We start from the raw sequence: 21,677 nt of genomic DNA on the forward strand, positions 1-21,677 counted from the left end.
CATCAACCCAGCTCGTTGACGTTGCGCAGCACACCCATCACGGAGTTCACCTGGTCGTTGGTGAAGTTTGCCGGCGGATCGAGACCTTCGTCCACGGTCTTCTGGATCGTCCACGCATCGGCGAAGAGCTTGGCCACCTTGAGCTGGCCGTCCCGCTTGTAGGAGACAACCTGCTGAGCATAGAGCGCCTTTTGCGAGCCCATGACGCCGGCCACCATCGACCCGTCGCTGCGGTAGTCCGAAGTCTGGCCGCGCTGCGCTTCACCCTGCTCGAGGAGCAGCGTGCGCTGGGCCGGCAGGATGTAGCTGACGTTGTAGGTCTTGATCTGGTTGTCGAGCGTGGCGCCAGCGATTTGCGCCACCAGGAGATCCCGCTGCTTGGGGAGCAGCTGGCTCAGGGTGAACTGGGCAGCCATCGCATCGAGCTGGGCACGGTTGAGCTGCACGCGCTTGGTCTCGAGCTCCACTCGACCGGCGACGGCGTCGATCTGCGCGCGCTGAGCCTGCCAGAAGGCCTGCTCCTTGCCGAGGAGGAACTGGATGGCGCCGCTGAGGCCCATCTGCACGGTCTCAAGATATGCCTTGGTGTACTCGGCCCCGGTGATGCGGTTCTTCTCGAACTCCTCGCGCAGATGCGCCTTCAGGGCGACCATGATGCCGTCGAACGCGCCGGCGCCATTCACGACCTTCGTGGTGAGGTCGGGCAGCTCGGGGCCCTTGAGGTGGGCATACATCTCGTCGCTGACGATCGCCGGCACCTGCAGGAGCGGGTCGTTCAGCGGCAGCGTGGGCGTGACGAAGGGCGCGGTGGAGGTCGCCGCGGCGACGAGGGCCTGATCAATGGTTCCGCTCATCGGAAGAGTCCTTCGGCTGGTTCTACGCAAAAGGCCGCCAGGCCGGATGTCCGGAACCTGGCGGCTGCTTGGACGAGGCGATCAGGCCTCAGTCGTCGGCGAAGAGACCCGCGGCGGCCTGGGACGCGGCAAGAGACCGCAGCTCCTCCGGGGTCAGCGGCGGCAGCACCTCGAGGGAGAACTCACGCACCCAGCGCTGCGACACGATGGGCTGGCCGTTCGAGCCGCGGCGCGTGCGGATGTCGAGGAACTTGCGCTCTTCGAGCATGCGGTAGAGGCAGTAGGGGACGTGGTAGCCGTCGTCCGTCACCTCGCCGAAAGGGATGTACTTGCGCACGGTGCCGAGGTGCTCATTGGCGACCGTGATGATCTCGCCGGGGAGCTCCTTCTTCTTCGGATCCAGGTTGGTGATCCGCAGGCGAACCAGGCGCATCTCCTCCTTGATCAGGTGCTCGCGCAGCGTGGGCATGCGGACGGCCGGGGCAGCGGGAGCAACCGGCGCAGCGCCGATCAGGCCCTCCACCCAGGCCGCGCCCATCTCGGGCGTGACGGCGGGTTCCGGCTCGGGAGCGGCTTCCTCCTCGTTCTGCTTGGCGAGCACCTTCGCGCGCAGCGCCTCGAGGCCGATGTTGTTGGAGAAGGCGATGCCCATCATCTTGGCGCGGCCCTTGAGGACGGTCATCTCGTCGGCGGTCGGCTCCTCGGGGGAGGCAGCTCCGGCGTCGTTGGATTGGTCGGTCATGAGGTTCTCGATGTCAGGTGTGTGGGGGTGAAGAAGAGTTGGGGGAGAGGTTGCCCTCTCCCCCATTCGACCTGGCTAGGCTCAGATCGGAGCGACGGTCTTCACCACCGCGATGCGCTCGGGGCGCTTGATCAGGATACCGTAGTACCACTTGATCGAGCTGAACCCGGTCTCACCGAAGGGATCGGTGGCGGCATGCGCGGTCTCGCGACCGGGCATCTTCGTCATGACCGCGAACTTCAGCGTCTTGCCGTCGGTCTGGAAGCCGATCGTCGAGAAGCTGTCGTCGCCGATGACCAGCATCGGGAACACGTCGTAGCGCTCCGTGCCGCTGACCGTGGTCGTCCGGAAGCCGGGGTTGGCCGTCGCCGGCGCACCCGCACCCGCCCAGTTCAGCATCTCCGGCACCTGGACGATGCGGAAGGCGTCGATCGTGCCGATTTCCCCGTTGAGGATCGTGCCCGCGTCGGCGTAGTGCTGGACCGCGATGAAGGCCTTGTTGCCGAACAGGTCGGTCATGGCCTTCAGCAGCGGCACCAGCTCGGAGCCCACGAACATGACGCGCGCGGACGGAAGGGTCTTCGTGTCGATCAGGCGCGAGCCCGAGATCACCGTGGTCTGCTTGGGCGTGCGGTTGTCCGTCAGGATCTGGTCCAGACGCATCAGGTTCTTGTAGCTGACGATCGACGCCGGGATTTCCGGGGTCGGGCTGCCACCCGTGGTCGCCGGCACGATCTGACCGGAAACGGTTGACGGGCTCGTCGCGGCGCCGGCGTAGAGAACCGTGCCGGCCGCGGCCAGGATGTCCTTCTGCAGCACCGCCTCGGTCAGCTGGACGGCACCCGACATGAGCTCGCGGCTCAGGTGGTCCATCAGGCCTTCGTCGGAGTCGAAGTCCATGCTCTCCTGGTTGAACTCGTGGAAGAAGCCGAACTTGTGGATCGACCCCTCGCGCTGCAGGCGGGTGAAGCCCACGCGGTTCACGCGGCCGCCGTTCTCGCCCAGCACCGGCAGCTTGGAGGTGATCGTGCCGATGTCGCGGCTGGAGCCGTAGAGGTTGCCCGAGCCGGAGATCGTGGCGCCGGCGGCGTCGATGCCCTGCGAGTTGACGTTCCGCTGGTCGAGCAGCGGCACGTACTCGTACACCTTCACGGTCTTGCCGTAGTGCTTCGGCATGTTGATCGCCGAGGCGAGGGGCATGAAATACTGCTCCTTGCGCGCGGTGATGATCGCGTTCTTGAACCAGTGATAGGTGTTCATCTGGCTCGAGCTGGTGGCGTCGATGTCGGACCGGGTGCCGCTCGGCGTGCTACCCGGCGAGTTGTAGTTGAGCATGACTGCTGTTCCTTTCGGGGGAACCAAGAGGGATTGCTTAGACGCGGCCCTCGAACTGCTTCAGGAAGTCGTCGTCGCTCATGGCAAGCGGGTTGACGAAGGCCTTGGCCGTGGCCGGGGTGGTGCGGCTCGATGCGGCGGCCGCGGCCTTGTCGCTGTTGGCGACCTCGGGCTGCGGAGTGGCGACACGAACGGCAACGACCTTCGGCTCGGGAGCAGGAGGAGCTGCGGGGGCTGTGGGCGTGAGCAGGTCGTCGAAGGCCTTATCGTCGGCCATCTTCTCCCCGAGGGCCCGATAGGCCTGGAGGTAGGGCACGTCTGCGGCGATCGTGCCCAGGGTGCGCTGGCGCCCCACCTCCGCGTTGATCCGGTCGTACACGCCGGATGCGCGGTGCTGGTGGATGGTCGTCATCGCCTCGGGGTTCGCCCAGAGGTGGTTCTTGCTCGCCTCATCCCAGCCGGAGTCGATGACCTTGATCGTTTCCTGGCCTTCCGGGCTGGATTTGAGATCCTCCAGAACGGCCATGAACTTGACTTCGTCATCACCGACCTGGTGGGCGCCGGCGCGATACTTCGACTCCGCGGACACGTCGATGTCCATCGGGTCCAGGCCGGAGTCCTTCACGAGCTTCTGGATCGCCGCGGGGTCTCGCTTCTCGATGTCGATCAAGAAGCCGAGCTTGCCCTCGTCCAGGAGACCGTTCTTCTCCAGCATCATGAGCACCTTCCGATGCGGAGCCAGCTCCTGCATCTTCCGGGTGTAGTTGGCCCCCATCTGCATGAGCTGGATGGCCTCGTCGGCGTTCTTCACCTCGACGTCGCGGCCATTCGCGCGGAACGGCTTCAAGATCTTGGTGTAGAGCTCCTCGTAGTTCACCGGCTCAGCGGGGGCTTGCGCCTCCACTTTCGCGGCGGGCGCGGCCTCGGGTGTGTGAGCTGCCGGGTCCGCCAGCTTGCTCTCACCCTCGACGGTCTTCTCCTCGGGCTTAGCGGGCTCTTCGCCCTCCTTCGCCGCGGCGAGCTCTGCTTCCGTCAAGGCTTCGGTGCCTTCCGGCTCCTTCACCTCGGGGACGACGACCGCTTCGGGCTCCGGAGTGACCACTTCGGCGACTGCGGCCGGGGGCTCGATCGGCGCAGGTTCGACAACGACCGGCTCGACGAGCTTGAGGAAGTCGTCATCCGACATGGCGAGGGGGTTGGTGGTCTCGGACATCAGCCCACCTCCTCGTCACCCTCGGGGGCGGCGCGCTCATCGGCGACGGCCTCCTCGAGATGCGGCAGCTCGCGCTCGGCGTGCGCGCCCATCTGGATGGTGATGTTGATGAAGCGCTTCAGGTGGCCGGAGGCCTGGGCCATGCAGAGCGCATCGGCTCGCTGTTCGGGCGCCAGGATGGGGTCACCCGACTCCTGGGCATAGCGCGCGGCGTCCTCGAGACAGAAACCCTCGAGGATCAGCTTGCGGAAGTCGCGGTTATCGACGAGGCGCATGGCCGTCTGCCGACGATCGACGATGGCCTTGGCGGCCTCGAGCTGCTGCTCGAGCGGGGTCTTGGTGACGTCAGACATGCTGATTGGTCCTTGGCTTAGGCGGCGAGAGAAGAGGGAAAGCCGGTGAAGTCCGGACGCCCCATTGGAACTACTCCCGCTGATAGCGGATCATTCAGCTTGAGCTTGCTACTAATTGCGTTGAAACCAATTGCTCGCTGAACATCTCCCTTCTTCTCCTTTTCTTTGAGAGGCTTTACCATGGCCTTCGTCACTTCAAGGGCCTGGTTACCCTCTGCTTGGCCACGCTGCTTCTCCATATCTCGCTCGTGCGAGGTGCCAGTCTCCTGCTCCACGTAGTCGAGGTTGGTCTTGTCCTTGATGGCCTTGGACTCAGCAGCCCTCGCCATGTTCAGGGCGATCTCGCTGTCGAGCAGCTCGACTTCCTTGCGCGCCTTCTCGATCTCGAGACGCTGCATCTCGACTTGCTCGGGCGTGGGCTGGGGCTTGAAGGTGCGCAGTTCCTCGGCCAGGCCGGGCATGCGCTTCAGCTCGGCGATCTCCGCGAGGATCCGCATCACGATCTCAGGTGAGGCGTTGGGCCCGATCGTCTGCAGCATGAAGCCGAGATCCTGGGCCTTGGCGTTGTCCACCTCGGCCGTGGAGATGTCGGTGATGAGGTCGAAGTTGCCCTTCAGATCCTCTCGCCGAACCTTCACGAACTGCTCGTTGGTGACGCGGATGGTCTCTTCCTCGGTGAGGAAGACGGCGTTCATGGCGATGATCTTCTCGCCAACCTCGGACATGCCCTGAGCCAGGCGACGCAGGATGGCCGTCTCGCGCTTGGAAGAGGCATCGAGCACGCCGCGGATCGCCGTCGCCACCTGGCCATAGGCCTCGCCGGACAAGCCGCCGGAGAATGCCTTTACGCCCGAGAGAGCTTCGGCATCCTGGTTCTGCATGGCGACCATGGCCAGGCCGGACTGCGGGAGCTCGGGGTACTTGTGCTCCATCAGGCCCGCGCCGGGTGTGATGGAGGGGTTGTACTCGTAGTCCTTCCCCTCCTCGTACCGCTTCTTGTTGAGCGGATCGAGCATGCCCTTGGCAAAGCCCTGCTGACCGTTGGCCGAGCGACCCATGAGGTCGATCATGCCGCGCGTCACCGCGCCCAGGATCTTCTGGTTGTCCTCGAGCAGCTCGGCATCGGTCTCGCCGTAGAGGTCGCGCTTGACCGGCAGGTAGGGGACCATGACCAGCGGGATCTTGCCGTCCGGGAAGGGGTTCTCCTCGAGGCGAATGAGCACCGCGCCGATCCAGGTGGCGACGATCGGAACCAGCGTACCGGTGCCATGGATGTCGAAGAAGCCCCACCATTCGTAGGCGATGACCTTCTTGCGCAGCGGGTCGTTGTAGTTGAAGTCCTGCGGCGTCTTGGTCTCGTGGTCGGGATCGGTCAGCGGTGTATTGCCGGCCCAGTCCACGAGATGCAGGTTCTTGTACCGCTTGCCCTCCTTCTTGAGGGCCGCCTGGTTGGTCTCGAAGGAGATGACGCCGAAGAGCGCCTTATCGAGATCGCCTTGGCACGAGGGGTCGAGATAGACGTTGCGCGGGTTGAGCACTTCCACCGTGGGGTAGTTCTCGATCACCTTCTGGACGGTGACCTCCTGCTCGCCCGTCTGGACGGCCACGGTCGCCTGCTGCGTCTCCTCGTAGAGCTTCACCGCCTCGATCAGCTCGGGCGGGGCCTGCTCATTGAAGCCGCGGGGGTTCGACTGCTTCGCCTCGATCGCGGCCTGCAGCGCCTTGAGCTGGTCTTCGGACTGGATCTCGTAGTGGGTCCAGATCGGCACCTTCTGCTTCACCGGCGTCGTCGTGCGGCACCAGCCCACGCGCAGCACGGAGGTGCCCTCATCCACCGTCGAACGGACGTAGTTGTCGATCAGCTGGACGCGGTTGAGCTTGGTGCGGAACTGCCAGTTGAGCACCAGCGAGTTCTGCTTGGCGCCGAGCTCGTCCTCGAAGGTGACCGGGTCGATCTTGAAGAGCTTCTCGGAGCTGAGGAAGGGCTCGCTCAGCGCGGCATAGCGCCACTCGGCCTGCCGGCGGACCAGCTTCGGCTGCACGCTCGAGCGGCCCCGGACCTTGGGGATCTTCGCCTCGCCGGTGATGCTGAGCAGGTTCTGCCAGCGGTCCATGTTGCGGACACGGATCTGCTGGCTCGGCTTTGCGGCCTCGAGATCCTGCTTCAGCGTCGCGATCTTGGGCTCGTTCGCCCAGGTGGTCAGCTTCGCGCCGGCCTGGTCTGTCTTCAGCGTGAACTGGACCGTCTTGGACTCGCTCACGCGGAAGCCCTCCGAATGGTGGCTTCTCGCGCAAGCACGTCGTCGAGGCCGATATAGCCTCCGTTGCCGCGACGCCGCGCCTCACGGCTGTTGCCGGCGTCGGCCAGCGCGTTGCCGCCCATGGAGTCCCAGAAGATGACGGCCGACCGCACGGCGCCGGGGCGCTGCTCGAGCACCGAGGTGGCGTTCGTCATCGCCTCGATGGAGTCGCCGGTCTTCTTGCCCAGGGCCGTGTAGTTGTTGGAGCCAGTGGTCTGGTAGAGCGCGCGGCCGCGGAACTTCCACCCGTCTCCGGGGTTCACGTTGCCCATGCGCCCGAAATAGACCTTCTCGGCCAGAGCCTGCGGGTTGCGCAGGAACGGCTTCTCGCTGGCCAAGTCGGGGAAGCGGGACGGCCAGGTCTCCATCAGCTTGCCGGGCGTGGTGTAGGTCAGGTTCTCGACCAGGCGCGTCAGCCCGCCCGTCTCGTGGGTGACGTTCGAGAGGAAGACGGCGATGCGCGCGGCAGTGATGATCCCCATCCGCTGCATGTCGGGAGCGAGGATCGCTGCCCAGCCGGCCGGATCGAATGCCTTGACGGCACGTAGGGCGCGCTCGATGAGCGATACTAGGCCAGAGGTGGAGGTCGGCGGAATGAATACGGCGGGAGCCAGCGGAGCCCCTACCCCCAGCTTGCGCCACGTAGCCGGCCCGACAATGCCGTCACCGAGGATCCCCTGCTCAATCTGCCAGGCCACGACGGCCGAGGCCGTGAGCGGGCCGAACTTGCCGTCCGCCAGCGACACGCCGAGCTGCTCCTGCAGCCAGGCCACGTCGAGCCCGATCATAAGAGGCCGTGCAACGCGCAGGACGCGCCGCCCCAGGTTCGGGGGGGCGATGATCATCGACCAATCCCCTGAACCAGAGAGGAAGCGACCTTGCCGAGCTCGCCCGTGATCATGCTGGACATCTTGTCGGCATCGAGACCGACCTGGGCGCCGGTATGCTGGAACTCGTCCGAGACCGAGGATCCTTCCTCACGGATACGACGCTGCACGAAGTCGTGCAGGCTTTCACCCGAGGCCGCACTCAGAGCGAACTTGTTGGCCTCGAGGAGAATACGGCCGGCAGCCGTGCCAGCCGCGTCGCGCAGAGTGGCCAGCCGATCGCCGTGATTCAGCACTTGCAGGCGCTTGATCCAAGCGAAGCCTGCTGCGACCGCAGCACCAGCCGCAGCCACGGTGTCGAGGTTCTGGCCGACCCAGAGGATGCCAGGGATGACCTGCTCGAGTATCATGGAAACCATGGGTGGGGTGTCCTTTACCGGCGCTCGATGCGCTCGATGGCATGCTGAAGGTCAACGACGGCCGAGGTGACGCCGGCAACGGCGGTCAGAACCTCGCGCTGGAGCGCCTCAATGGTCGCATCCTTGGCCTCGAGCTTGCGCCAGAGGATGACACAGGCGCCGAAGAGGATACCGACTATCGCTGGAGAGCTGGCAATGATGCGCTCGAAGATGCTGAGGTCCATTACAGAGGCCCCTCACCCGAATAGAATTGGAGAGAGCCACCCAAGCAGGCATCCGTGAACACGGTCGCATTGGGACCAAAGGGGCCGCCGTGCATTGGAATACTCCTTGAGTGACGCTCAAGGAGACTAAAAGCAGGGTGGAGGATAACTCCTCCACCCTATTCGTCATGATCTCAGGGTTGTCGTCACATCCCGGAAGGAACAGTCACCTTGCACATGCGTGGACGCAGAATTGTGATGGTCCCTGCTGCCGCAAGAGCCTGACAGTCAAAGGAGAACTGCCAGCACATCTGGGCGTAGGAGGCCGTCTCGCCCGTGGCGGGAGACGGAGCACGGACGATCGGGCAGCGCACCGCGACATAGCGGTCCTCTGTGTGCTGCCGGCAATTGGCGATGTTCTTGAAGGGGAACCAGCTCTCCGAGTTCGCAATCGCCGAGATCACCGCCGGGTTGGTATTGCCGTTGTCGTAGTCGATGCAGAGGAAGTTCGCGACGACACGCGCCGCGGAAAGGTTCGGCGAGAGCCCGCTGAACTTGAGAATACAGTCCATCATCATCGCATCGCTGGGAGAGTAAGGCGGTGCAACCGGCGCAGGGCGCGGGTACTCCTCGTAGCCCCAGCTGTTCATGGGCCCGTATTGCCCCTCGCCAAGGATGTAGCGGACCTGGAACGCGGCATTGTTGACGACCGTGTCGGATCCGATCACGCCGGCGGGCCGGGTGAAGGTCAGGGCGAAGCCCGGCTCGTTGACGAAGGACTCCCCGTTGAGCTCGAAGGTCTCGTTGACCAGCGCCGTCTTCAGGCACCCATCCGCCCATGTGGCGTTCGCCTGGTAGCTCATCGGCGCCGGGTCAGGCTTCGAGTTGAGCGCGACATAGGTATAGCCGTTGAAGTTGGAGAAGGACTCGCTATCCGCGTTACTGGCGCGATAGACGAACCAGTAGTCAGGGACATGCCCGTGCGTGTAGCCCGCGCCCTGGTTGGTGAAGGCGTCGTTCGTGGGCGCCGAGAAGCCGGCCACCGGGATAGGCGAGCCCAAGCCGATCGCGCGTCCCGTGAAGACCTTGGTGCCTACGGCGCGCGAGCCGTTGGTGGAACGGGCCATGGTCTTGTTGGCCATGAGGTTGGGCCCGAAGGTCAGCGGCGCGGCACCGGCGACCGTGGAACCGCCCTCCTGGTCTTTCGAGACGGGTTTGGGCACACCCACCGCCTTCATGACGCGGACCAGCTCCTTGGCCTGCACGTAAGCGGCCGGCTGGGCCATGTGGAGCCCGTCGTACATGAAGCGCAGGTTGGGCGCGTCGGTGCGATAGTTGCCCGGCGTCGAGGGGATCAGCGCGCCCTTAACGATGCCCGAGCTCGGGGAGAGCAGGCCGGCGGGGTCCGTCGGGATGCCGGGGATGATCGAGGCCGTGGGCCCGACCAGCTTGTCCCATGCATCGACCAGGAAGATGTTGTTCGGGATCGTGCGCCCCTCGGCCGGCGTCAGCCAATCACGCAGCCCCTGGTTCACATCGAGCAGCGTCTGCATGATCTGCTGCACCTCGATCTGGTTGTAGCCGGCGCCGGTCGGCGAGAGCTGGAGCAGATCCGCGGTGCGCGGGGTGAGCGTGCTGAGGAATACCCACTTGCCGGCCTGAGCCAGCTGGACCGAGTAGGACATCAGATCCTGCAGAATGGCCCGCGCGCGCACCTTACCGGACGCATCATTCGTGCCGCCCAGGATCACCGCCATGTCGAACTTGTCGAGGTAGTTCAGGGCGTTGAGCATCGGGCCGATGTTGTGCGAGACCGTCGGCGGGATCGGGGCCGGGTCGAAGTCGGGCAGCATCCACTGCGACACGCGCGAGCTGTAGATCGCGAAGTTGTAGCCGACATGCGGCGCCGTGGAGTCCGCGCCGGGATTGGTGTTCGGCTGGAGCGCGGCCTGCAGGCTGAGAGCGTTGTTCAGCAGCTGGTTCGCGATAGCGATGTAGCCCGAGGCGCCAGTCGAGTAATACTCGTTGCGCATCTTCGGGGTCGGCCCCTGGTCAGAGCCCAGCGAGAGCGGGTTGTAGAGGTTGTTCGCATAGGTGATCGAGTCGCCCAGTGCCGCCAGGCGCCGGCCGGGGAAGGGGACCGAGGCATAGGAGGGCGGGCCAGAGATCGCACACTCGACGCTCGCGGGCACCCCGAGCACCGCGGCCTGGGGGTTGGAAAGCAGCAGCTTGAACTTCCGGGAGATCAGGCTCGAGGGACTGCCAATCACCTTGACCTCGACGGCGCGTGTCGTCTGGCCAGGTGGGAAGGTGAGCGTGCCCGAGTTGAAGATGTAGTCGCGATATGCGAGCGCGGTCATATCCACGGTCACATAATCCACGGTGACCGGAACATCGCTTGGGGTGCTGAGCGTGACGGTGAAGTTGGCGAGCTGAGACATGGCTTAGTCCCCCAGAAGAGGCAGGATGATGTCCATCTTGTCGCGCTGGACCGTGGCGTAGTCGGCATTGATGACCAACCCACCGAGAGGGTTTCCGCTCTCAGGGTTCAGTGCGAAGTAGGCGAAGGAGAGTGCAGCACCGCCGGAAGGAACCATGGAGGTGTTGTCGTTGCGCTGACCGTTGAGATAGCGCACCAGCGCGCGACCCCACTGCTTCTCAAGGGATGCGTTGTTCTGGTTCGCGTCAGGAAGTCCCGTATCAGCATCGAGACCGAAGCCACCGCCAAATTCATTGACCCATAGAGGGGCGATATTCTCCCGATAGATGAAGCCCCAGTTGGCATCCCATAGCGCTTCGAGGTTGCTCGGATACCCTGCGACTGTCAGGTTCGGCAGCGGCGGATAAGGGGCACCCACCGTGTTCGCCAGCGAGGACAGCCAGACCTGGTCCGACACGGAATGCGCGTAGTCGTGTGCGACGTAGGCGAGCTTGTTCTGCTTGGAGCCCAGGTCGATCGGGCGCGTGGCGGCGTCCTTCAGATAGCCGCCCCACCAATAGGTGTCAGTGCCGTCGGCCGAGGCACCCACGCCATCGACGAACATCATCCAGTCGGGTGCGATCGCGTTGACGATCGGGAAGAGCCGCTCGCACATGCCGGCCCAGGTCGCCCAGCTGACGTTATGCGGCTCATTGTGAGGCTCGAAGCCGGCGATGACGTTCTTCATCGCGGGGTTGCTGGCCCAGACGCCCGTGGTGCAGTGGGTGGCCAGGTCCGTCCAGAGCGTCTGCCAGGTCGTCTCGTTATAGGCCCGCGCCGTAGAGGAGCCGTGATAGAGCCACTCAGCGGTGGCGAGGTTCGGCTTCGGCCAACCGTCGGTCCCGAAAGAGGGGTCGCCGAGCCGCGCCGCGTCCTTGCTGATGCGGTGGTGGTCAAGGATGATCCGCAGGCCGATCTCCGCGCAGTAGGCGGCGATGACGTCCAGGCCCTGCAGCGGCGTCTTGCCGATCAACTCGGGGTTGGCCAGGCCGACGAACTGGGGCCCGGAGTCCGCGTTAAGAAGCGCGGTCGAATAGACCATATCGTCGGAGAAGGGCAGACGCAGGCAGTTGAAGCCGAGCGCCCTCACCTGGTCGAGGATCTCCTTGAAGGAGATGCTGTTGTAGAGGCCGTTCGGCACCATGGTGGAACCATCCTGGCCGTACCAGTTGATGCCCTGCAGCCGCACGACCGCGCCATCGGAGTCCTTGTACTGGTTCCCGTCCGCGGAGAGGGCCTTGAGCACCGGCGAAGCGGGTATGTCCGTCATCCCGTCGAAGCTCACCGTGAGCTCCCAGCCGATCGCCGGGCCCGTCGTGCCGGCGAGGATGGCTGTGCCCGTCGTGGTCCCGCTCGCCAGCGTCCCATTCACCGGGTTGGTGAGCACCATGATGAAGCGTTCCTGCGGGGCCGTCGGCGTATCCGCGCGCACGCGCACCTTCACCACCTTGCTGACCTCACCGGGCGCGAAGACCAGCGTGCCGCGGCTGTTGATGTAGTCGGCTGGACCCAGGATCGACCCGCCTGTCGCGGAGACGTCGTGAGTCGCATAGTCCACCGAGACGGGGATCGAGCTCGGGCCGGAGAGGGAGACTGTGAAATTAGCGGTGCGGGGCATGGTGGATCTCTTTCAGGGTGCGTCGAGCATGGGCTGCAGGATGGCCATCACTTCGGCGTTCACCGTGTTGTAGTCGCTGCCGATGATCCCCTCGGTCACATCGGTGTTCAGGCCGCCACCGTTGATCGCCCAGTACATCCAGGAGATGTCATTGGTCGCGGTGTAGGTGTTGAGCTTTGCGGCCCAGGCCAGGTTCTTCGTGGAGCTGGGGAGGAAGTTCCCGCCGATCTCGCCCAGGATGATCGGCGCAATACCGGTCTTGGGAATGAAGCCCCAGAGCGTATCCCAGACCTCAGTCAGGGTATCCGGGAAGGCGGGATCGTTGAACCACTCGAAGAGTGCGTTGGGATACTCGTGCGGCGAATAGACGAGCTTGTTCTGCACGGGGATTGCGATCGGCCGCGTGGCGACACCGTTAAGACCAGACGAGTAGCCAGACCAGCTCGTCCACCCCGAAGGGTAGGACGGGCTCTGGTCCTGGATGCCCTCGCAGATGATCAGAGCCTTGGTATTGATCGCCTGGATCCGCGTCGCGCAGCGCTCGAGGGCCGCGGGAAGACCCGTCAGCGCGTTGTTGTCCCATGTGCAGTTGAAGGGCTCGTTCAGAAGATCGAAGCCGCAGACCGCCGGCTCGTTCTTGTAGCGGTTGGCCAGGAACTCCCAGGCCCTGATCCACTGCTCCTCGTTGCGCGGCTCGCCCATGACGCCGGCGGTCGAACCAGCACCGCCGGGCGTGGCCGTGGTGTACCACTTGCCCCCGAAGCCGGCCTCGTTGTCGGTGTTCGGTGCGGCGCAGTGCATGTCCAGGATAACCCGCAGGCCGAGGCTCTTCGCGTAGGCGATGATCTTGTCGAGCACGACGAGCGAAGGCAGCACATCAGCCGAGCCGGCCGCGCCGCTCGACATCGAGCTCGAGATGAAATCCGGGTTCTTCGAGGCGTCGATCGTGTTGGTGCCGTAGATCTTCCGGCCTGGCCAGGTGATGTCCTGACAGACAGGTAGGCGGATGGTGTTGAAGCCGAGCTCGGCGATCTGATCCAGGATGCCCTTATGTGTGGCGCCGCCGATCACGATCGTCTTGTAGGCACGGGTCCACAGCCCGCCCGGCATGAGCACGCTGTCGAAGCCGTACCAATTGGTGCCCTTCACGCGGAATGGGGTGTTGTCCTCCGTGACAAGGTGACCGCCGTTGGCCTTCAGCCATTGCATGGTCTCGACGGAACCACCGCCACCGTCCCCTCCGGGCCCGCCCGTGCCTCCGGCGCCGACTACCGGCATCGGCTCGATGAGCGGCTGCTTGGGGTCCATGAAGCGCGTGAGGAAGCCCTCGAGCTTATCGGTGCGCAGGGTGGTGTAGTCCGTCTCGACCAAGCCGCCGATGAAGTCGGGCACGAAACCCCAGAAGGCCGTGCCAATGCGGAAGGTGTGGCAGTAGTCGGCGAGGCGCGCGAGCCAGGCAGCATCCTTGTCATGCTGGTCCTGGGTGTAGCCGTGATCGCCCACGCGCCAGGTGGAGCCGTACTCGCCGATCCAGACGGGTGCGATGTCTTCCTCGGCCAGGTAGCCCCACTGCTGACGCCAGACCTCCCGCAGGTTCTGCGGGAAGTTCTTGCCGAAGAGGGGCTTGGTGAACCAGGAGGGCCCAGTGGGTCCGGCTTCGGCGCCGTACTCGTGAGGCGAATAGACGGTCTTGTTGGGCATGACGCCGGCTTCACCGGAACCCACCAGCATGCCGCGCGCCTTGGACAGGTAGCCCGACCAGATCGAGCCCCACGTAGCCTCGCCAGTCGTCTCGGACGGGTCGAAGTTCCAGGCGTCCTCGGGAGGCGTGGAGCTGCCCTCGCAGATCAGGAGCACGTTGGGGTTGATCGCATGGATCTCCTTGCCCACGCGTTCGTAGATCCCAACCAGACCCGACGTCGCGTTGCGATCCCAGGTGGAGTTGTGCGGCTCGTTGATGAGGTCGAAGCCGCAGACGACAGGGCGGTTCTTGTAGCGGTCGGCGTAGAACTTCCAGGCCGCGATGTACTGGGGCTCGTTGCGTCGCGCGCCGTCGATCCAGCGATCCCAGCGCGCACCGGCGGGCGCACCACCGGGGCTGTCGGTCGTGTACCACTTGCCCTGAGTCGCGGCGATGTTGTCGTTGTCCGCAGCGAGGCAGTGCATGTCGAGGATCATACGGAGGCCGATCTTCTCGCAATGGTCCACGAGGCGATCGAGCATGGTGATCACGTCCACCGGAATGTTGTTGCCCGTCATCGAGTCCTGCGACGCGATCAGATCCGGATTGAGCGCGGCATTGACGAAGGTCGAGTTCCACGCACTGGGCTGGGGGAAGGTCCGGGCGGTGTAGAACTTGCCCTCGGCGTCCTTCATGGTCATGTCCACGCTGACCAGCTGGCGGATGGAGTTGAAGCCAGCCCGCTTGATCTTGTCGAGGATACCCTCAGTGGTCACTCCACCCACCGTGATGGTGCGGTAAGGCGCGGTCCACACGCCATAAGGGACGCCGGCCTGCTCCAGACCGTAATAATTGCAGCTCCGAAGCAGCACTTCGCGGCCCTGCTCGTCGAGCATCAGGCGACCCTGCGTGGTCAGCCAGCTCAGCTCGGGCATGAGGCCTGCGCTGGGCTTGCCCACCACAGAGCTCGATTGAATACCCTGGACCGACACGACGTTGCCGTCCGCTTCCTCGGACCCGTCATTGCTTCCCTCGAACGTCGCGTACTCACCGATCGACAGCAGGGTGAAGCCCGTACCGCGGCCGCGCAGGGGAATAGGTGAGCGAGCGCGATCGGTGGCCGCGATCATCAGCGAACCTGTCCGCTGACCCAAACCCGCCGGCTTGAAGGTCACCTTGATCACCCTGGTCTCACCGGGCTGGATCACCAGCGGGTAGGCAATGACGCCGCGGATCCTCGGGCGACCCAGGCGCGAGGACTTCGGCACGCCGGCTGCGGTGAAGTAATGAGGCCAGCTCGCCGCAGGCAGCCCCACCTTCGAGAGGTTCTCGATGGAAGTGACCGCGAACGTCTGGTTCACGTAGGCCACCGGCAGACCCACCTCGGAAACTGGTTCGGAGCCCAGGATGAGGAACTCCTGCGGCCAGGGTATGGACGCCAGGCCGACGCGCTCCTCCGAGGGGATACCCAGGATGCTGAGGGCGACGTTCGCCGTGATTACCGGATTGCCGAGTTGCGCCTGGGAGGCGATGCCCTTGACCTCGAAGCCCTGGTTCTGCAGCGCGCCGATGTAGGGGAGGCCCGCGGCGCTCGAGGAGGGGATCCCCTGAAGGGTCACCGAGATCCCGCCGATGCCGACACCGGGCAGACCCAGCGCGCTCGTCGAGCCAATCCCCTGAGCCGTGCGGCTGACATCACCGGGAACTATGGCGGGCAGCCCCAGGACCGCAGTCGAAGTGATGCCCAGCAGGGTGACCGACTGGCCAGAGCTGCCGCCGGTCGCCGGGATGATCTCGACCAGGCTGGTGCCCATGTGGCTGTACTGGTCGAGCTGCCAAGGCAGCGCGTAGGAGCCAGTGGCACCAGAGGGGTTCTTCGAGATGGCGGCGCACCAGCTATCGGCGAAAGTGGTTGTGGTGTGGTCCATGGTCCAGCCCGAAGGCGGTATCACGGTGGTCGTGCTGGTCGGGTAGTAGCCCGTCACGAAACCCAGCAGCAGCGAGCTCGCCGAGGTGATCGTCGCAGCCGGCAGGGTGTAGTTGACGCCCGACGTGCCGCCGCGCACCGAGGCGCCGATCGGCGTGGTCGCATCTTCGCCAGTGAGGCAGACGGCCTCACCAATGCAGTAGCCGGCCGAGCTGGTGACGGCACCGACGATGTCGTTGGTCCCTGTGGCGGGGTTCTTCAGGTAGAAGTTCTGGATATAGCCACCGAGGCCGGACTGCAGCACCGCCGACCCGATCTGGGTCATTGCCGCGCCGCCGTAGGTCATCGATGTGACGGACCCATCCGTCGTGAATATACCGATCACCAGCAGGGTGGCGCCATTGCAGTTCAGGGCAAAAGGGATAGTCGAGTTGGCATAGGCGTAATCGCCGTTAATGCTTACCCGGTTAACTACTGCAATGGCCATGGTCGTGATCCTTACGCTACTTCAAGAGAAGGCATCCGGGGAGCCGAAGATCCCCGGAGTCCTTGGATCAGAGCGCGAAGATCTTTGGTGCGCCGGTGTCCCAGTTGATCGTGACGTCGCCACCGTTGGTGACGATGCTCATCGCGGTCGAGCCGGTCAGCGTGTCGATGAAGGCCACCAGGCGCGACGTGCTGGGCGTGCCGGTGTCGAGGTAGAGCGCGATGCCCACGGCGGTGGAGCCGGTCGCGACCGTGGGGAAGACGATCGAGGCCGCATTCAGCACACCACCGGCAACGGTCTTGGAGGCGAGCGCCTGCGGCGTTCCCACTTGGCCTGCCAGCGAGGAGGCGAACTGGTGGGCCGCATTGTAGGTGTAGGCGCTGGTCACCAGGACGGCCTTCAGCACGACAGCGGAAGGCGCCGCGCCGGAGCCGGAACCAAGGTAGCCGTTCACCAGGTCGATGCCTGGGGAGAGCAGGGCTTCCTTGAACTTGGGGTAGATGGCGTTGGCCATGGGGATATTTCCTTCAGGAGGAGGAGGCGAAGTCGCCGGTCAGTTGGAGAGCGGTGATCTCGATCGGCTCCGTCCCCCCGTTGGTGAGGGTCAGCGTCCCTTCACTCGTGGATCCGACAACCGTGTCCGGGAAGCTGATCTGCAGGGGATCAACCTGCAGAGGGTCCACATCGAAGCCATAGACGCGGCTCGAGTGGTTCTTGACGGGGAGGCGTTCGTTGAACACCGTCCGCGGCAGATAGAAGACGTTGGTCACAGCTCAGGTGACCGTCGCGTCGTAGATGAGGCGCCAGCGGATCTCGGCCTGAACCAAGGTGATTGGAGCGGCCTGATTGAGCGTGAGCGACAGGTAACCGTCCTGGAGGCCGGCCACGAAATGCCCACTGTTCGCGCCATAGACGTCGCCCTCGGGCGTGATGAGCAGCACGTCGATCGCGCGAATGTTCGTCACCGTGACAGCGGCCGGCATCTCGAGCTCGACCATCTCCCCTAGGGAACCAGTGCGCCCGGTGATGGTGAGAGTCCGTTCGGGCATCGTCGTCTGCATGGTCTGGGCGACCGAGGAGACCAGGCCCATGTGGGCAGCGACGTACTTGATGGTGGCCAGCTCGCGCGCGACCTTGAGCACCGTGTCGAAGGCGCTCCCGATCATCTTGTCCACCAGGCCGGCGGGGCCGCCGGCGGGATCAAAAGCGGTTCGCATCAGACGAAGCCTCTCTGCTCGAAGCGTGTGTTCGTCGTCACGATGCTGGTGCTGACCAAGTCCTTCGAGACAACTCCCGCGCAGATGGCGGTGTATCGCTGGAAGTGCTCGATCCCCTTGGCGGTGGAGACGGCAGTGTTCATGCTGCTGAAGACCTTATAGGCGACGAACTCCAGCAACGCTTCCTCAAGGTTATCCGGAATTTCTACTTCTTCCTCCAAATCACCCACAATCTTCGGGTGCGCCGCCTGGTAGAGAACGCTCAGCGCTGCTCCATCCACAGGCCGCGGGACTTGAAGAGTTCGCAGCTGCGGCGTGAACAGGGAGTCCGGAAGCGCCTGGTCGTTGAGCGGTAGCTTCTCCCCGTAGGAGTCGAAGGCCGCGAGGATCCGCACAACGTCACCGAGGAACGGTTCGTCCGGGAGATCGAGGATGTAGCGGAATGGCTCGTTGTCCCTGGAACCAAGAGGCTCATACTGGACGGCGAAGCGCGGGAGCAGGTGGTAATTGGTGATGTCCTCGCGCATGAGGACCAGGAGATCCTTCTGGATCAGGAGGAAGTCCCCATAGATCGCCTTCAATCCCTCGTTGAGGAAGTGAACAATCGTCGGTTGACCGGCTTCCGTGATCGTTCCGTCGCCTTCATTGGCTAGAGCGAGGTTACGGAGTTCGCCGAAGCTGAGCTTGGCGAAGAAATCAACGAGCTTCATGGGAGCACCTCTCGGCGTTAGGTCAGACGGTGTAGGAGTCTAGGGCGTGTGAGCTGGACTCTTCCTCATCTTCATCCCAGTCCGGGCCGCCGTTGTGGCCCATGAGCGGCACCTTTGCCTGGGCTGGCTTCCAAGGGTTCAGGTATCCGAGCATGGAGATGGTATCGAGGCAGTCGTCCTTGCCTTTGAGTCCGACGATGGTGGCGAGCTGCATCTGCTGGACGAAGCGGCCCATGATCACCGAGGTCTTCAACTCCTCGGGGAAGTGCATCATCCCCGACTTGAACCAGGGGACCACCAGGTTGAGGCGGGCGAGTTTGTCCACCATCGGGCGGATACCGGGGTCGCCGGACTTCTCGGAGCTGGCGAAGTTGAACCAGATGTTCCGGGTGAGCATCTCGTTCTGGAGCAGCTTGATATACGCCTGCTGCTGGCCGGAGACCTCGATACCCACCTGCTGCGGCGCGTACTTCTGAACCAGGCGGAAGAGATCCTTGAAGGTGATGTCGATCGTCTGGCGCTCGCAGATCCCATCCACCCAGAACCACTGGCCGATATGGTTGTAGGCCCACACCGAGATCACGCTGAAGTCTGCGGTCTTCTTGTCCGAAGTCGCGAAGTCGGTCGTGATGTAGTAGTTGAAGGCGTGCTTGTTCTGGAGCAGACGCTGGCGAGAATACCAGTTCATCTCGGCATCCTGGATCAGGCGCTCGCCTTCCGAGGTCAGGCGCAGCATCAGCTCTTGATTGAAGCCGGCCAGCTTTCCCAGCTTCACGGCCATGTCGTACTGCTCTTTGACATAGTCGTAGTCGAACCGATCGGGCCAGGCGCCGACGAACTCCTCGCGCGTGCAGGGGAAGCGCTCGCAGACCGGCCAGACGTTGACGTCGTAGGCGCCGGACTCGATGACCTCGATGAGGATGTCATCCTTGTTGAAGGGCGTTCCGTTGAACAGCACCATCCGGTTGACCGGGTCGAGCGCGTGGTTCACGCCTTTATGCACGGTGTCCTTGATGGAGAGCATGGCCGCGCCGGAGCGCGCGTCGTCGTCGCTCACCAGGTCGTCGAGGACCGCGAGCTTCGGGCGCTTGCCGTCGATCTTGGTGCCGCGGAGCCCGGTCTTGGCACCGAACATCTTCACCGTCAGCCGGTGGCCATCCTTCGAGACGAAGCTGAGCTCCTTGTCGGTGAAGACGACGTTGTCCGGAGGGAGCCACTCCTGGAGGAACTCGCTGTTCTTCCATCGGAACTCGATGTTCTTGCGCGCCGACTTGACGCCGTTCTCCATGGAGTCCGACACGTAGATCATGCCGGTGACTTTCCCCAGGCCCGGCAGGTAGCCGAACACAGCGAGGAAGAGGCACAGATACTCCATGAAGAGGGTGGTCTTCGCCGAACCACGGAAGCAGAGATTGGCGATGTAGGCGCGCTTTCCCGCGCCGGCGATCTTGTCCAACATCTTCAGGTGGACAGGCGGCGTCTTATGGGACTCTCCCTCGGTTCCATTCACCAGCTTGATGAAGTTCATGAAGGTGAGCGCGAACTCGGATGGCATGTAGCTGGCTTCGGACAGGCCGGTGTAGTTCACCGTGTCGAGCCAGCGATCGAGATCCTGTTGCAGCCGCGCGGGCGCGTCCGGCTGGAGGAGATCCGGGATGGGTGCCGCGGCCGCGACTGCGGTAGCCAGGGCGATCTGCGGAGGAACGGGCAGCGGAGGGGGCACGACCCCGGCCATCGCCGGCCGGGTGAAGAGTCCCGAGCTCACGGCACTGGCTCCGGCGCGACGTCAATGATCCGCTGCGCTGCGATGACCGCCGGCGAGATCCCCGCGGCGATGGCTGCCTGCTGCTGCTGAGCCAGCTCCTTCAGCAAGCCCCGCAGCTCCGTGGTGCCCGAGGTCTCGCGCATGTCGATCGACACCAGGGGGCCGGCCTCCTTGGGCTTGGCCAGGTGGGTGAGGAGTCCGATCGCCGCCTCGGCCTGCACCTTCTCGCTCGAGGCCGAGGTCATCAGCGTGGCCAGGTGGTTGATGGCCTTCTGGTGGATGTCCTGGTTCAGCACCCAACTGGGCACCAGGCTCTGCTCCATGATGAGGTTGACCAGCTTGCCGCGGTGGTATGCGGCGACGTAGGCCGAGATGTCCTTGGAGCTGGTGCCCTTGGCGGCAAGAGCTGCGTGCCGCGCCGGGAAGGTGCGGCAGTAGGCCTCGAGGTTCGTCATCCCCATGAGCTTGAAGCTCACGTAGGTGACCGCGTGCAGGTAGTCCTCGGTCTTGAACTTCCCTTCGCTGAGCACGCGCGAGTAGGAGATGAAGTTCTCGCGCACCTGCTCAGCGATCAGAGGATCGGACACGATCCCATTCACCATGGCGGTGAAGCTGGGTGTCGCGGCCGACTTCAGGTTCGCAGGCAGAGCCTGGGCGATCTGATCCTGCGTGAGCATCGGGTTACGCCTTGAGGGAGAAGGTGGCGCCGAGACGCGCGATCCGCCGCTGCAGGATGTGCAGGTAGCTCTTCATGGCCTGCAGCTGCTCGAGGAGATCCCGATGCTCGATGTCGTTGAGCTTCAGGTGCGACGGGCCCGGCTCCGCGCGCAGAAAGCCCTTGAGCTTCGTGATCTTGTCGTTGAGCTGGGCCTCCTCCTCGACCAGGCGGTTGAACCAGGGGGGTGTGGAGATGTGGACCGAGGCGCTCATCGGCCGGCACCCCCGACGAGGTTGATCGGGAACGGCAAGCGCGTGTCTGGGCCGCCAATGGTCGTGCTCGAGCGCGCATCGGTGAAGCTGAGTCCGTGGATGCCGAGCGCCTGGTCGTGGCGATCGGAGGCGCGGCGGATCTCGGCCGAGGTGATGCACGAGGGCGGCAGAGCCGAGGAGAGCACGACCTCCATATCGGAAACCTGCAACTGCTTCGCTTCGCCTGAGAGTTTCGGCTCAGCCGCGTCACGCACCAGCAACTCGAGGCGGGCTAGGGCATTCCAGGCCGCGTGCGCCGCGTGCAGCAGGCCGGTGTCCTTGTCGCAGCGCTCGCCCGACATCTCGGAAAGCTGGTGGCGCAGCTGCGCGTCGCTGTACCGCGCGAGGCCGTTGGGCACCTCCATCCACCCATTGTCGCTGTACTTGTTCGCGCCGTAGGTGCCGACCTTGGTCACCTCGGCCAAGGCGCGGGAGAACCCACCCAGAACCAGGGAGGGACGCATCTTGCCGGCGTCGAGCTTCGCTCCGGGGGCGTGGGCGTCGCGGCCGGTGGGGTCACGCTCGGCGTTGTCGGGAACAGGGGTCCAGACGCCGTGGCGGTCAACTGTTGCGTGCAT

General features: G+C 64.3%; 20 protein-coding genes. All 20 read right to left on the bottom strand.

Annotated elements, in window-relative coordinates; translation table 11 throughout:
- Positions 1-2 precede the first annotated feature (2 nt).
- Positions 3-854, bottom strand: coding sequence for a hypothetical protein (locus ACO057_RS11145; RefSeq protein ID WP_421991631.1), 852 nt, complete (start codon positions 852-854; stop codon positions 3-5).
- Positions 855-942: 88 nt separating this feature from the next.
- Positions 943-1,596 (bottom strand): hypothetical protein, encoded by a 654-nt coding sequence (locus tag ACO057_RS11150; RefSeq protein ID WP_421991633.1) that lies wholly within the window; start codon positions 1,594-1,596, stop codon positions 943-945.
- Between the two features lie 81 nt (positions 1,597-1,677).
- Positions 1,678-2,931, bottom strand: a complete 1,254-nt coding sequence (locus ACO057_RS11155; protein WP_421991635.1) for a N4-gp56 family major capsid protein — start codon at positions 2,929-2,931, stop codon at positions 1,678-1,680.
- Positions 2,932-2,968: 37 nt separating this feature from the next.
- Positions 2,969-4,144 (bottom strand): hypothetical protein, encoded by a 1,176-nt coding sequence (locus ACO057_RS11160; protein ID WP_421991637.1) that lies wholly within the window; start codon positions 4,142-4,144, stop codon positions 2,969-2,971.
- Entirely contained in the window at positions 4,144-4,497 is a 354-nt protein-coding gene (locus tag ACO057_RS11165; protein ID WP_421991639.1) for a hypothetical protein, read from the bottom strand. The genes ACO057_RS11160 and ACO057_RS11165 overlap by 1 nt, the downstream gene beginning before the upstream one ends.
- Before the next feature lie 17 nt (positions 4,498-4,514).
- A complete protein-coding gene (locus tag ACO057_RS11170) occupies positions 4,515-6,758 on the bottom strand; it encodes a portal protein (protein WP_421991641.1) in 2,244 nt (747 codons plus the stop codon).
- Positions 6,755-7,642: a peptidoglycan-binding protein gene (locus tag ACO057_RS11175; protein WP_421991643.1), complete on the bottom strand. Its 888-nt coding sequence runs from the start codon at positions 7,640-7,642 to the stop codon at positions 6,755-6,757. Before ACO057_RS11175 ends, ACO057_RS11170 begins: the two co-directional genes overlap by 4 nt.
- Positions 7,639-8,034, bottom strand: coding sequence for a hypothetical protein (locus ACO057_RS11180; RefSeq protein WP_421991645.1), 396 nt, complete (start codon positions 8,032-8,034; stop codon positions 7,639-7,641). The genes ACO057_RS11175 and ACO057_RS11180 overlap by 4 nt, the downstream gene beginning before the upstream one ends.
- Before the next feature lie 23 nt (positions 8,035-8,057).
- Entirely contained in the window at positions 8,058-8,267 is a 210-nt protein-coding gene (locus ACO057_RS11185) for a hypothetical protein (protein ID WP_421991647.1), read from the bottom strand.
- Positions 8,268-8,452: 185 nt separating this feature from the next.
- Entirely contained in the window at positions 8,453-10,687 is a 2,235-nt protein-coding gene (locus ACO057_RS11190; protein ID WP_421991649.1) for a Calx-beta domain-containing protein, read from the bottom strand.
- A 3-nt stretch (positions 10,688-10,690) separates the two neighbouring features.
- The gene (locus ACO057_RS11195; RefSeq protein ID WP_421991651.1) at positions 10,691-12,343 is read right to left on the bottom strand and encodes a cellulase family glycosylhydrolase; all 1,653 of its coding nucleotides are present in this window, start codon (positions 12,341-12,343) and stop codon (positions 10,691-10,693) included.
- A 12-nt stretch (positions 12,344-12,355) separates the two neighbouring features.
- Positions 12,356-16,438, bottom strand: a complete 4,083-nt coding sequence (locus ACO057_RS11200; protein WP_421991653.1) for a cellulase family glycosylhydrolase — start codon at positions 16,436-16,438, stop codon at positions 12,356-12,358.
- Positions 16,439-16,505: 67 nt separating this feature from the next.
- Positions 16,506-16,952 (bottom strand): hypothetical protein, encoded by a 447-nt coding sequence (locus ACO057_RS11205; RefSeq protein WP_421991655.1) that lies wholly within the window; start codon positions 16,950-16,952, stop codon positions 16,506-16,508.
- A 13-nt stretch (positions 16,953-16,965) separates the two neighbouring features.
- The gene (locus ACO057_RS11210) at positions 16,966-17,208 is read right to left on the bottom strand and encodes a hypothetical protein (RefSeq protein WP_421991657.1); all 243 of its coding nucleotides are present in this window, start codon (positions 17,206-17,208) and stop codon (positions 16,966-16,968) included.
- Positions 17,209-17,211: 3 nt separating this feature from the next.
- On the bottom strand, positions 17,212-17,655 hold the full coding sequence (locus ACO057_RS11215) for a hypothetical protein (RefSeq protein ID WP_421991659.1): 444 nt from the start codon (positions 17,653-17,655) through the stop codon (positions 17,212-17,214).
- Positions 17,655-18,365, bottom strand: a complete 711-nt coding sequence (locus tag ACO057_RS11220) for a hypothetical protein (RefSeq protein WP_421991661.1) — start codon at positions 18,363-18,365, stop codon at positions 17,655-17,657. The genes ACO057_RS11215 and ACO057_RS11220 overlap by 1 nt, the downstream gene beginning before the upstream one ends.
- A gap of 22 nt (positions 18,366-18,387) precedes the next feature.
- A complete protein-coding gene (locus ACO057_RS11225) occupies positions 18,388-20,130 on the bottom strand; it encodes a hypothetical protein (protein WP_421991663.1) in 1,743 nt (580 codons plus the stop codon).
- Positions 20,127-20,807, bottom strand: a complete 681-nt coding sequence (locus ACO057_RS11230) for a hypothetical protein (protein ID WP_421991665.1) — start codon at positions 20,805-20,807, stop codon at positions 20,127-20,129. Before ACO057_RS11230 ends, ACO057_RS11225 begins: the two co-directional genes overlap by 4 nt.
- A gap of 4 nt (positions 20,808-20,811) precedes the next feature.
- A complete protein-coding gene (locus ACO057_RS11235) occupies positions 20,812-21,060 on the bottom strand; it encodes a crAss001_48 related protein (protein WP_421991667.1) in 249 nt (82 codons plus the stop codon).
- Entirely contained in the window at positions 21,057-21,677 is a 621-nt protein-coding gene (locus ACO057_RS11240; protein ID WP_421991669.1) for a dATP/dGTP diphosphohydrolase domain-containing protein, read from the bottom strand. The genes ACO057_RS11235 and ACO057_RS11240 overlap by 4 nt, the downstream gene beginning before the upstream one ends.

The sequence above is a fragment of the Roseococcus sp. genome (assembly GCF_965227005.1).
Taxonomy (GTDB): domain Bacteria; phylum Pseudomonadota; class Alphaproteobacteria; order Acetobacterales; family Acetobacteraceae; genus Roseococcus.

Coding starts and splice junctions, on each gene's coding strand:
- ACO057_RS11145 (WP_421991631.1), bottom strand. CDS start 854: ATGAGCGGAACCATTGATCAGGCCCTCGTCGCCGCGGCGACCTCCACC.
- ACO057_RS11150 (WP_421991633.1), bottom strand. CDS start 1,596: ATGACCGACCAATCCAACGACGCCGGAGCTGCCTCCCCCGAGGAGCCG.
- ACO057_RS11155 (WP_421991635.1), bottom strand. CDS start 2,931: ATGCTCAACTACAACTCGCCGGGTAGCACGCCGAGCGGCACCCGGTCC.
- ACO057_RS11160 (WP_421991637.1), bottom strand. CDS start 4,144: ATGTCCGAGACCACCAACCCCCTCGCCATGTCGGATGACGACTTCCTC.
- ACO057_RS11165 (WP_421991639.1), bottom strand. CDS start 4,497: ATGTCTGACGTCACCAAGACCCCGCTCGAGCAGCAGCTCGAGGCCGCC.
- ACO057_RS11175 (WP_421991643.1), bottom strand. CDS start 7,642: ATGATCATCGCCCCCCCGAACCTGGGGCGGCGCGTCCTGCGCGTTGCA.
- ACO057_RS11180 (WP_421991645.1), bottom strand. CDS start 8,034: ATGATACTCGAGCAGGTCATCCCTGGCATCCTCTGGGTCGGCCAGAAC.
- ACO057_RS11185 (WP_421991647.1), bottom strand. CDS start 8,267: ATGGACCTCAGCATCTTCGAGCGCATCATTGCCAGCTCTCCAGCGATA.
- ACO057_RS11190 (WP_421991649.1), bottom strand. CDS start 10,687: ATGTCTCAGCTCGCCAACTTCACCGTCACGCTCAGCACCCCAAGCGAT.
- ACO057_RS11195 (WP_421991651.1), bottom strand. CDS start 12,343: ATGCCCCGCACCGCTAATTTCACAGTCTCCCTCTCCGGCCCGAGCTCG.
- ACO057_RS11200 (WP_421991653.1), bottom strand. CDS start 16,438: ATGGCCATTGCAGTAGTTAACCGGGTAAGCATTAACGGCGATTACGCC.
- ACO057_RS11205 (WP_421991655.1), bottom strand. CDS start 16,952: ATGGCCAACGCCATCTACCCCAAGTTCAAGGAAGCCCTGCTCTCCCCA.
- ACO057_RS11215 (WP_421991659.1), bottom strand. CDS start 17,655: ATGCGAACCGCTTTTGATCCCGCCGGCGGCCCCGCCGGCCTGGTGGAC.
- ACO057_RS11220 (WP_421991661.1), bottom strand. CDS start 18,365: ATGAAGCTCGTTGATTTCTTCGCCAAGCTCAGCTTCGGCGAACTCCGT.
- ACO057_RS11230 (WP_421991665.1), bottom strand. CDS start 20,807: ATGCTCACGCAGGATCAGATCGCCCAGGCTCTGCCTGCGAACCTGAAG.
- ACO057_RS11235 (WP_421991667.1), bottom strand. CDS start 21,060: ATGAGCGCCTCGGTCCACATCTCCACACCCCCCTGGTTCAACCGCCTG.
- ACO057_RS11240 (WP_421991669.1), bottom strand. CDS start 21,677: ATGCACGCAACAGTTGACCGCCACGGCGTCTGGACCCCTGTTCCCGAC.